Annotated in this window: 11 protein-coding genes; all 11 read right to left on the bottom strand. The window is 40.9% G+C overall.

What is annotated here, in order from left to right; genetic code table 11:
- Window positions 1–118 precede the first annotated feature (118 nt).
- Window positions 119–1,231, bottom strand: a complete 1,113-nt coding sequence (locus tag ACETK5_RS21490) for a BMP family lipoprotein (protein ID WP_100539746.1) — start codon at window positions 1,229–1,231, stop codon at window positions 119–121.
- A 367-nt stretch (window positions 1,232–1,598) separates the two neighbouring features.
- Window positions 1,599–1,787 (bottom strand): hypothetical protein, encoded by a 189-nt coding sequence (locus tag ACETK5_RS21485; RefSeq protein ID WP_100539745.1) that lies wholly within the window; start codon window positions 1,785–1,787, stop codon window positions 1,599–1,601.
- A gap of 196 nt (window positions 1,788–1,983) precedes the next feature.
- Window positions 1,984–2,553 carry a hypothetical protein gene (locus tag ACETK5_RS21480; protein ID WP_394057757.1) on the bottom strand — a complete coding sequence of 190 codons (570 nt, stop codon included), beginning with the start codon at window positions 2,551–2,553 and terminating at the stop codon, window positions 1,984–1,986.
- 306 nt (window positions 2,554–2,859) lie between these two features.
- Window positions 2,860–3,966 carry a toxic anion resistance protein gene (locus ACETK5_RS21475; RefSeq protein ID WP_394057755.1) on the bottom strand — a complete coding sequence of 369 codons (1,107 nt, stop codon included), beginning with the start codon at window positions 3,964–3,966 and terminating at the stop codon, window positions 2,860–2,862.
- Window positions 3,967–4,015: 49 nt separating this feature from the next.
- Window positions 4,016–4,687 (bottom strand): hypothetical protein, encoded by a 672-nt coding sequence (locus ACETK5_RS21470; protein WP_394057753.1) that lies wholly within the window; start codon window positions 4,685–4,687, stop codon window positions 4,016–4,018.
- Window positions 4,688–4,924: 237 nt separating this feature from the next.
- Window positions 4,925–5,947, bottom strand: coding sequence for an ATP-grasp domain-containing protein (locus ACETK5_RS21465; protein ID WP_394057751.1), 1,023 nt, complete (start codon window positions 5,945–5,947; stop codon window positions 4,925–4,927).
- Between the two features lie 27 nt (window positions 5,948–5,974).
- Window positions 5,975–6,787: an HAD family hydrolase gene (locus ACETK5_RS21460; protein WP_394057749.1), complete on the bottom strand. Its 813-nt coding sequence runs from the start codon at window positions 6,785–6,787 to the stop codon at window positions 5,975–5,977.
- Window positions 6,784–7,923, bottom strand: a complete 1,140-nt coding sequence (locus tag ACETK5_RS21455; protein WP_394057747.1) for a cysteine protease StiP family protein — start codon at window positions 7,921–7,923, stop codon at window positions 6,784–6,786. Before ACETK5_RS21455 ends, ACETK5_RS21460 begins: the two co-directional genes overlap by 4 nt.
- Window positions 7,920–9,353: a phosphoribosyltransferase family protein gene (locus tag ACETK5_RS21450; protein WP_394057745.1), complete on the bottom strand. Its 1,434-nt coding sequence runs from the start codon at window positions 9,351–9,353 to the stop codon at window positions 7,920–7,922. The genes ACETK5_RS21455 and ACETK5_RS21450 overlap by 4 nt, the downstream gene beginning before the upstream one ends.
- Complete coding sequence (locus tag ACETK5_RS21445) at window positions 9,289–10,494, bottom strand: HpcH/HpaI aldolase/citrate lyase family protein (protein WP_394057743.1); 1,206 nt, start codon at window positions 10,492–10,494, stop codon at window positions 9,289–9,291. Before ACETK5_RS21445 ends, ACETK5_RS21450 begins: the two co-directional genes overlap by 65 nt.
- A gap of 158 nt (window positions 10,495–10,652) precedes the next feature.
- A complete protein-coding gene (locus ACETK5_RS21440; protein WP_394057741.1) occupies window positions 10,653–11,450 on the bottom strand; it encodes a TerC family protein in 798 nt (265 codons plus the stop codon).
- Between the last annotated feature and the right edge of the window lie 5 nt (window positions 11,451–11,455).

Genomic DNA, 11,455 nt, shown 5'->3' with positions numbered 1-11,455 from the left:
TAACCTATAAATTCTAATACCTTAAAAAAAGACGGAGGGAATCCGTCTTTTTTCATGCGGTATCGCTGCTTTTCAAGTAAGTCTATCCACGTTCCGTAGATGACTTTAGTGTGTTGTACTACTTAATCAATTCGCCTTGCTCTGCGGCTACTTTAATTTCGCCGGCTTTGATCTTGCCGAACACTTCGTCTACTTGCTTCAGAACGTCCTCGCTCAGGTTCGGGTTATTCTCAGGAAGGCCGACGCCGTCATTGGTCGCATCCAGTGTAAGTGTCTGTCCGCCCGGGAATTTACCTTCGGTTTCAGCTTTGATCATATCGTAAGCCGCATGGTCGATTTTCTTCACGGCCGAAGTCAGGACTACCGATTTATCGCCTTCGTAAACGCCATCTTGGTACTGGTCAACGTCTACGCCAACGATCCATACTTCGGATCCGTTCTGTACGCGAGTCTTCGCTTCGTTAATTGCACCCACGCCAACGCCGCCTGCTGCCGCGAAGATCACGTTCACGCCGCGGTCATACATTTGAGCCGCCAATTGGCTGCCTGCTGCAACGTCGTCAAAAGATCCTTGGTAGACAACGTTCTCTTTGTTAATCACCAGTTTCGTGCCGAGATTCTCGTTAGCGTAAGCTACACCCTGCTGGAAGCCCCAGTTGAACTTCTGTACAGGAGGGATTTCCATGCCGCCGATGAAGCCTGCTTGTCCATCCTTCACATGAAGCGCAGTGGCTACGCCAGCCAGGAAGCCCGACTCTTGTTCCGCGAAGAAGATGGATACGGTATTTTCCTTAACGACCGGTGCTGCGCCCTCTTCCCCGGAATGAGGTGTTCCATCGATAATAACGAATTTAGCATCTTTATACTTGTCCTGTGCTTTGAACACGGCTGTTTCAAATTTGAAGCCCGGAGTTACAATGAATTTAAATCCGGCATCGTACAGGTTTCCGATCTCTTTTGAATAGTCGGCTTCTGTCGTTCCAGCTGGCTTGAGGTATTTATACTCCATTTTGAAGTCCTCGTTCGCCTTCACGATACCTTCGTACGTGCCTTGGTTAAACGACTTGTCATCGATCGTTCCCGCGTCTGTAACCATCCCTACCTTGAAGTTTGCCTTAGGTGCGTCGCCGCCTGCGCCGCCGCTTGGCTCTGACGCCGGTTTGTCGCCGCAGCCTGCCAGCATTGTGACAGATAACGCCAAACTGATTAAAGATATGACCCCTTTTTTCATTAAGGATAACCCTCCTAGGTATATATGCCCGAATACTAGATTCGCGCTATTTACAATATATTAATAAAACAGACCCTTTTCAACATAAATTTGGGTGAATCTGTCAAACTGCATCTGTGCCGCGGTGAAACGTTTAAGACATGTTTTATCCCATATCTAGAAGAGTTAGGAAGATTTGATTCCTGCAGTGTTGATTTAACGGGTTTTATAGATAACACGGCGGGTTACAGTTGGTATGACACGCCAAAGTGGAAGTGCTCAGACCATTCCATTTGGAAAAAAATAATAGCGCTTTATGAAAAGAAAGCACCTCGGCAAGGTGCTTACAAACATGCTGTTCATTTTAATGAAAGTTTTGAATGAATATTCATTTGCGGCGGGACTTCATCATACGATTATACGTAATTAATCCGGCAATAATCATGGCGACTACACCCAAACTGCTTGCCGACTCCGGCGACATGCCAAACACGCCGGCCAAATTCGTAACCAAGCTGTTCGTAAGCAGCGCTACCGCAATCAGCATAATCGGACGCCAAACGCTATATCTTCTCATTCTCGCAACACCCCCAGGCAAGTTTCACAACCTATCAAACCCAAACCCTAAGATCGCTTAAGCTATTAGATGCATTATACCATGAATAAGTATGCGTTTACATTAATGTGATAGTATAAGTAAAACTTTTGATTACCATACAATTCAAAAATGAACATTTAGAAAAACAGACTAACGAGCAAAGTTTGCTGCTATATTACCACCGTCTCTTGTCTTCGAAATTAAATGGAGGACCAAGGAGGTCTGACATTTGCATTTCAGCTTGATTGTATATTTTAGCGATCTTCTGAATAATAACAAACTCATGATCAGAAGGGCTCAGGTTGTCCATAAACATTCGTTCCAGAATTTTCTGGTGGAAGTCTCTTCGTTCCCGAATGAAATCGCACTCTATTTGAATGACCTCTTCGACAGTATTCTGTTCAACAAAATCCATGATTTCGTCTCTCTGACTATTCGACTTAAATTGATCCTGATCTCTAAAAATGGAAATCGGCTCGTCCACACTTTCCAGTTCAATAGAGCTCCTGATCTCGGAAAAAGAAATACGCTGTTTGGCAAGCATCACCTGAAAGTGTTTATATTTAAAAAGCTCATTCATTACTAAAGAGCACATCTGTTGATTACCAAGTAAAATCCCGTCAAACGGATGTAGAATCCAAGATTCGTTTTTTAGAAAAAGATTGAAATTGAAGGGTTCCCCTCCATACATAAACTTTATATTATAGCTGGTTTCAGTTGGTTGAGAATAACTAAAATCCTCCATTTAGAACGCGCTCCTTGGCTATGGGATTAACTGATAATTGTTTCCTAACCAAATTGATCAGTGCCGGTCATCAGTTGCTGTTTAAACTACTTCGTGTGGTCATCTATGCCCTCAGCCTTATTTAAACTGGCCACAATGATAAACACAACGATTAATATTCCGCAAACGATGGGTCCCCACATATTTGAGCCTCTCTTCATTTTTTTAATAGTGTATGAAGAGGGCTGTTCCGTTATGTTAATATAAATACTTTTACAGCCTGTGTCTTGCAAAAAAGAAGTGCCCAAAGGCACCTCTCATGAACAATTAATCCAGAAAACTGCTGCTCACTGCTTCGCTTGTTTTCGGCTCCAGTTGTTGATTCGGCTTATTTCCAGGCATTAAACCCAAACGATCGTGCATCTTGCCGTTAATCTCGCTTAAACGCTTTGTATGCTCTGACGCTGATTGAATGATAGAGCGATTGGATTGTTCATACAGATCAATTGCGGTGAATAAATCCGTCATTGCTCGATCAATTGATTCCAATTGAATAGCAGGTTTTCCTAGCAGGTCATTGGTTTTCTGGGTTGTCTCCTTCAACATTCGTGAATTCTCTTCAAACATATTCTGAAGTGTCGAATTTGCAGAGTTTACCGCATCGATCGTGTCTAACTGATCCTGAAGAGCCATAGTTATCATTGCCGATACGGAAATTAAATGCTGGGTCTTATCAATTGTCGATTCAACCGAGTCAATAAGCTTATCATTGTTATCGTTAATAATATCTGTTCCAGCGATTGCTTGCTGATAGAGCATAACCATTTCTTCAAAGGACTGTATTCGGGTTACCACTTTTCGCAAACCTCGCTCCAAATGGGTTTTCCGATTTGCATTATCCGGCTTTGCAATTTCAAGCTCAAATAGCTCTTTTAGTTTATGCCCCATTGCAATACGGATTTGCAAATTATATACAGATTCCAGAGATGAACGTTTGAGATTTTTCATATAAACAATATTTTCTTCTAATGTTTCTTTACCATTCCTTAAAGACTGAACGATCGCATCGACATTTGTTTTAACAGACTGGTACTTATATATGTAATTTTTTAGTGGTGTTTTCTTCAACAGCTTATCAAAAAAACCGAGTTGCTTGCTTTTGCTGAGTGAGTCGATCTCTGATCTAAGTTTTAATATATTATTGGAAACTTCGGATCTTTTACCCGACATCATTTCATTTACCGGACGCTGTAACATGCCGAGTGATTGGCTCGCCTGTTCAATGGTCTTTTGTCCCATTCGTCCGATGTTGTCCATTAAAGTCTCCAGTTCCATCGAATCCGTAGACGCAACACGTTGGATGAGCTGCTGTGCTTCTTGCTCTACTTTGGTGATGTCCGTCTCTTTTAATTGCACCATTTGTATTGTAGACATGAATATGTCCTCCCATTATAGTATATTGTTATTCTTCACGGTTTCTTAATTAAACAGAACGATATCTTTGTTGAATCAGATCCACTCTGGTCTGTAATTCGATAAGATCTTTATGTTCAATAGTTTCTACATACATCGACAGTTTTGTGTTAATATCCTTCAGGCCGTTCAACAATAATCTGCGGTTTTGACGCTTGGCTTCACCGCTTAAGTTTAAGAATGGGTTTATAGCTCCATTTAAATCCTTGAAAATGAGTCTTTGAATATTGTGATTAATATTACCATCCTGTAATGTCTTCAACTGAGGTATTAATCGGTTTACTCTCGCTAGTACACTTAGTGTTTTTTCGACAATTTCATCATCAAGATTATTTTTTTGTCCTTCTGATATAACCATATCTTCGGTAACCTGAATATATTCGATAACAGGTCCCCAAAAAGGATCGTTTATCTCGGAACCTTTCTCCTCAACATCAGGCTGTACTTGCACTTTCTCTTCTAAACGGTCAGGAACAGCCCTAGATTGCTCCATAGACTCTATCTGAGGAACAACAGGGCCCTTTATCTTTGGAGTAGAAAACCGGCTTAAAAGGGCAATTGCTGCCATTGCAAATAATGTGGGTATTAGTAAGTTGATTAACTCCGGTAAAAATTTGGATGTAAACAAAGATACGATGAATCCAAGCAGAGATATCCCTGCAGCAGCTTTATATCGAGTCATGTGGGTAAACCTCCAATCTGTTAGCATTAACATATGGATAGATCATAGTTACTAGACAAGCAGTGTTTTCAGGACAAGGAGCCCTTACATTCACAACACTCCTTACACTTCCTTACTTTTCTTCGCCTATCAATATATGTATCTTAAGTCCTAAGCAACAGCCTGTCAATTCTTGGAGAACTATAGAAAAAACGCTCTCAATGGAGCGTCCCAATATAAAGATACAAGATGAAACTATTAAAATTGCCGGCTTAACAACACTTCTTTTTCTATGTGAGTTGCATAAATATTATACTTTGGAACAGGTATTTCGATCTCCTGATCAAGTATAAGTTTAACGGCGAGATACGGAAAATTTATTCCCGATAGGCATGTTGTATATAACCCTCCGGATGTACGAGGATTAATTTCTAATAGTTTCGGTGTACTTCCTTGATAGATAAATTGTATATTGAAATTATACTGCAGTGGCAATTCCTTATGAATAGAATGAGCCATGGATATTAACTCGTCATTACATTCCAAGGCCCGTATACGCCCCTCTACTTTTTTACGTGGAATTGCGGCCGCAATTCCGTTAGGGGTTCCTAAACAATCGACGCTATACTCGTTCCCGTGCATATACTCCATCACCATTAATCTTTGAAATCTCGGTTCACTGCCAAGCAACCTAATGATTTCTTCAAGATGTATCGAAGAATCTACAGATCGGTATAAGCTGGAAATTGATTTCCGATCCTCCGTCACAATCCTGAAGCCTGCTCCTCCTTCCCCTGAAACAGGCTTAATACAGACCCGGTGACCTTTGTCAGTTAAACTTGTGTATGCTTCCATAAATTCATTCAATGTTTGTACAACGTAATAATCTGGAATATGAAGGCCCGAAACATTTTTCAAGGTTTTAAACAGCATGCCTTTATCATCAACAAGTGATAATAGATTCTCATCCCCAGCCAGCATTACTTTTGTCCCGATTTCCTCGAACTGTGTTCTATGTTTTACAATCTCATTCAATCCGTAATGAGGAATGAAAATATCGATTTTATGCCTTTTACAGAAATCTAAACAGTAAGCAGGGTATTCATCGAGTTGTAATATCGGCTCAAGTTCAGCATAGTCAGCAACTTGAAGCATTAATGAGTGACGTTTTGGATGAGTAGCGAAAATGTTGAAGTCATTTCGATCTGGATTGTTACGAATCATTTCAACATAATGACTCGCTGTTGAGAATGTCCGATTAAACCATATATTCTTGATCACATATCTTCCCTCTTTCACGAATATGATTTAAGCTGACGTGACTTGTCGTAATTTAAAAGCATCCAAAACCGATTTCAGAATTTCTTCGGCTGCCACTATACCCACTGCCTTTGTGAAGTTATACGCTCCGCTATTTTTATACGTACTGAACAATTCACCATGAGAGGGGGCCACCGCAAAATCAGCAGCCATTAATAGACTCTCATCCAGTAGAGAGTCTCCCGAGGCAGCCACGAATGAGCACGATAACACTTCTTTAAGATATTTAACAGCGTTCCCTTTGTTTATTTCTGTTGGGATAAGATACAGCTTTCGACCTTGAATTGAAAGACTCCATCCAAGGCAAGCCAGTTTAATCCTGAAATTTTCTACTATATCAATTGGAATTTTCGTTTGATCGATCATATAGGTGAAGAACAAGCCATCTGCAAGATACCCCCGAAGTACCCACTCCGGCGATGAAATTTCTTCAAACAATTTATTGATTTCAGCAGGATCAAGACAACGGTCCGATGCTACCTTTATCCTCTTGGCCCATATTGGATCTGGCATACCATCTATCAAAATGTTACCGCCGTTACTTGTCACAGCATATTTAGTTTTCAAATTTTCAGAAATATGGAACACCCGTTTATATTGTTCTACGGTTCGAGTCGTAACCGGTACGAATGTTGAAACTTGCATTACCTGTTGCAGCAGCGATAAGGTATTTTGGGTCATAAACGATCTATATTCATTATTGTGAAGTTCCACAGGAATAAGCTCTGAATTTCTATGCTCATCCCCCATAGATCTCTTGGAATAAATGAGGGTATGGTCTAAATCACTGGCAAATATCATACTTGTTCACCGCCTTTTAACGGCTTAATAATTCCGCAGCAAGAATAAGTAAGTTCAGGATACATCTCAACAGGAACATTGCGTTCTTTGGCTAAAAGTAAAATATGTTTAAGGTTAGGATTGTCTAAACGGTTCACAAGAATCTTCCAGGGAACTCGACGCAAAAGAACTCTGGTTGTTTCACCAATCCCCGGCTTCACCAGATCAACATTCTCAATACCAAACTCCTCCTGTATTCTTCGGATATCCTTCATTCCTTGCCAGGTGGCTATATTATGAGAAGGGTTTCTAATCAGGCTATCTGCTTTTGCTTTAGCCTGTGCGATGACGTACTTAAATTGATTGGAGATATGGTCTACAAACAAATTAGATACGTCGTTTGGCAACCATTCTTTATAATATTTTGCTCCATGAAATTCATTCGGACCTATAAGATCTTTGTGAAGCACCGTTCTGCTCATTAATCCGGATACGGTAGAATTCAGACACGCGCTGGGAATAAGGAAATCTTCACGCGTGCCAAAGGTAGTCGAACAGCAGCCCGGATCTGCCAAGACAGCCAGGTCATCACTAAGTGTGATTCCATACTTGTCTTCAAATAAGTTGCAAGCTTCAATCAGCACGTTTCGGATTGCCCCTTTTCCAGTCCATCCGTCTACAAATTGAATATCTAAACCGGAATGGTTCTGAAGCATGAACAACAACGCATTCTCATCAATTCCTCGACCTCGAATGATAGATATGCTGTAGTGCGGAAGATCATGGTTATATACCATCTTAATATATCGTTTAATAAGGATTCCAATTGGTGTTCCTGCTCTTGCTAAGGAAGCGATAATTGTATTGAACCCTCTTTTTCGGACGATCAGCTCGGCTGTGACAGCTGCTGCTGCAGCTACTTTTTGGGCTGACGCAGCTAATGTAGAGTGAAACAGCTGTATATATTCATCAGTCGGCTGATATTCTACAGGTAACATCTCCGAATAATGAGTGCCAGATTGAATCGCCACCTCACGGTCCTCATTCCCTTTTTCAAGGGGGATATCGCTTAAATCCTTTAATAGAAATACAACATCTTCATTCTTATAACTGCCAAGAGGAGCAGGAGCTGGAATTATCCTGTTTATAACAGTCATGTTTCAACCTCCAGAAGAACATTATGGGCGGCATCCTGGTTATTAACATTAAAATGCACAACATGGATAACAGGAATTCCGGTCAGTCTTAAGGCATTTAAGTAAGTATCCAGGCTTGATTCGTCTGACCGCTCTACGAATACAAAAATTTCATCATACTGCCCATCAGCTATGTTGTAGAAGTAGTAATCTACATTACGATCTTCAGGGGAATGGAAAGAATAAGCATTCTGAATTCCATAAGTTGCTTCTCTACTGGGATGTATAGGGCTTCTGGTGCTCGACTGATAGAGAATTCCTTGTCCCATTTCAGACGCGATCCTCATCGGTATGTACATAAATTCACCTGTACCCATACACAAGGTTCTTTTTCCTACTCTGTGGTTCTTTAATAATGAAGCCGCTGAAGAAATCATATGATCCAGTACTTTATTGTCTGAACTCCGCAAACCAAATCTACCGGTTAGTTCCAAGTAAGGCTTATCATTCTGTTCTCTCAATGAGTTAATGGAAGACATTGGAATATCACTGAAAGCATGTCCTATATAGTGATGCTGAACCTGTACCTTGTGTGTCGGAATCAAAGATAAACTGTCTACCCCGTGAACTTCCGGAGCAGCACCCTCCACTTTTATTCGACCCTTTAGAAGAGACAAACAGTGTATGGAGATACCCAGCTCCCTTTCCATCGCAGCAAAGCGATTAATATCTTCATTAGAACGCCAATCCAATAGACTGGCAACAACATAACGAGTTCTTGGATGTTTTTGCTGTAGGTCCCTTATGATGTTTAACGCTGTTCTCCCTGTTGTAATCTCATCATCAACTAATACTACCGGTGTATCTCCATGAAAAAACTCAGGATCAGACGAATAACACCGATGTGCAGTAGCATGTGAATGCTCTTCCTCAAAAGTAAGAAGCGGCTTGGTTCCGACAATTTCATCCCTTGTAGTGTGAATGTACTTCGCTGGTCCATTAAAAACATCATACATACTATGCCCTAAGGCTGTTGCCGTCTCAGCAAAACCTATAAATAAGGTTGGCTCCGATAGTTCAAGCAGGTTGGACTTCATATACTTATATGTTTCACCTGCAGAGTTAAGATCTACAAGGGCACGCATAATGTCATGAATATCGAGCGTTAACTTTCCATTAGCATGCATCTGATAAAGCAGTGCCAATGCAGCTCCGCCAAGCAAAGAGACCTCCGGAATGACAGGAATATGCTTTCCCAACAATTTGCTTACGAACAAAAAACTTCTTTTTTTGTTGATTCTGGCAGCCATCCGAAATAATGACTCGAGCGGTAATCCGAAGGGATTATCCAAGACTTCAATATGAACCTCCAGGTCGCCGAGGACTTTATACGTGTACCTGTTCGATACCTCTAGTTTCGATGAGTAGTGTTGTATAGTTTTGGTTTTCATGTAACACCCCATAAATTTGAGATCGTAATATAATCCGTTTTGCCCAGTTCAAATGTGGTTTGATTTCGATCATTTTATTCTCATATTGGCTCTTTAAAACCCCGAAAGAACCATTGTTATTGGCAATAATATTCGTAGCGTCTATATATTCTTCATGCGTAACCACGTACATAGACTGAACTGGTAATAAATGAGACGGATGGATAATCGTTTTTCCTATGATCCCATTTTCCTTGTCCAGAACAGTTTCGCGAATCAGTCCATCTACATACATATTTATATAATCCATTCGAATAAGGCGTCCTTGCTTGCCTGCTGCTTCTTCAAAAGGCGTCTGTCTTAACTGGGGTTTAAGCACACGGTCGCTCTTAAAATACTCCCATACAGGCCCTGAGATCACATACGCATCATCAAATCTTCCGAAAACGTTTATAATGTCTGCAATACAGTCACGTATAACTCCAATATCGTATATGGTCATGTCCGGGTTTCGCCTTAGTCCAAATAGACTGGAAAAATCCGTAGCCCCAATTCGAACGTTCAAGACGTATTCTTTATAACAGTTCAGCAGGTCTTTGATGTCCAGTAGCGTCCGTATTCGAGATTCGCGATAAATGACATCACTCGTCTCCAAGATTGGCATTGCGTATAAAGTTGGGGCGCAGCTACTCTTACACTGGTTATACTCGTGTAATAAATTCAAGAATTGCTGTCCATTAGCTAACGAAAACTTAGGTAGAGTAAATCCCGTTATGACTTCAATTGTCTCTTCCAAAACAGTTATAATCCTCTTCATTTGTTCTGGGGTACGGACCCTGACGAAAATAAGAGGGATGTCTTCCTCTGTGACCACCCCCTGTTTCTTTAACGTAGAGATCCTGTACAATTGAACGCATAGGTTTTTCTCGGCTACTTCCAGCTGGTTGTCGCCCACTGCATCTTCCAGATCAATAACAGCCGTAACTAACCCCTGAATCTTACCCGACACCAGTTCGTTTGCGATGTTCGGTCTTGTTGCAGGCATATATAGGGCTGCGCCTACAGCATGAGCAATAATTTCTTTACTAGACTTGTTGGTAAATGGCTGTGGACTTTGAAAGAAAAAGTCTTCGTTACCCTGTAAATAATTGAAATATCGCACCACATTTACCTCCTTCATAAGCCTATAAATCTATGATTGAGCAAATTATTCATCTGCTAATTTTCGAAGGTTAAAAAATACCCCTCCCTTGATATATGAGGAGGGATATTTATTTTTAGGCTAAGGCACTTAAATCCAAATACATTTCTCATGTGTTATTACATGGACTCCGCGTTCGATTTTTCTGATTTTTTGCGAATAGAACTGAGGATCATCGTCCCAACAAAAACTGCAATTAATAGTCCAAAGAATAGGACATGACTCATATGGAATCCAACTACAGCAGCAAGCATTTTTCCTCCGATAATAATAATTAGAATAAATGCTGCCTTCTCAAGTTCAGGAAAACGGTCAATAAGTTTAAGGAAAACTTGCGCGACTCCCCTCATCATGAGAACCCCGAGGATACCTCCCAGGAACAGGACCCATACTTGTTCGCTTACACCAAATGCTGCGATGACAGAGTCGATACTAAATGCAATGTCCATCAACTCAACGGTAATAACCGTACGCCAGAAACTCAAGCCTTTTCCTTCTATTTCACCCTCGTCATCTACCTTTTTACCAATGTAGGGGATTACAGGAATTTTGCCTGCACGGATCCACTTCACCTGCAAATCAAACAAATTGCTGCAGGCGATCCACAGGAGATATAAACCTCCGGCAACTTTAACCCAAGTAATCTTGACAAGAAAAGTACCCACACCGATAGCTATAAAGCGAAATACATAGGCACCAATGATACCGTAAAGTAATGCTTTCTTCTGTTGTTCTTTAGGCAAGTGCTTGACCAGTACCGCAAGTACTAGCGCATTATCTGCTGATAATAGCCCTTCAAGAAGAACGAGCGAAGCAATAATTCCCCATGTGACTGGATCTGATAGGAGACTGGTGAGGTTATTCCAATCAAAAAAGGCCATAAAGTTATCAACAAAACTACTAATGAAGTCGGACATGTGCT

It is taken from the genome of Paenibacillus ilasis (assembly GCF_043195395.1).
GTDB classification, from domain to species: domain Bacteria; phylum Bacillota; class Bacilli; order Paenibacillales; family Paenibacillaceae; genus Paenibacillus_AQ; species Paenibacillus_AQ lautus.
This window is presented reverse-complemented; position numbering and strand designations above follow the sequence as displayed.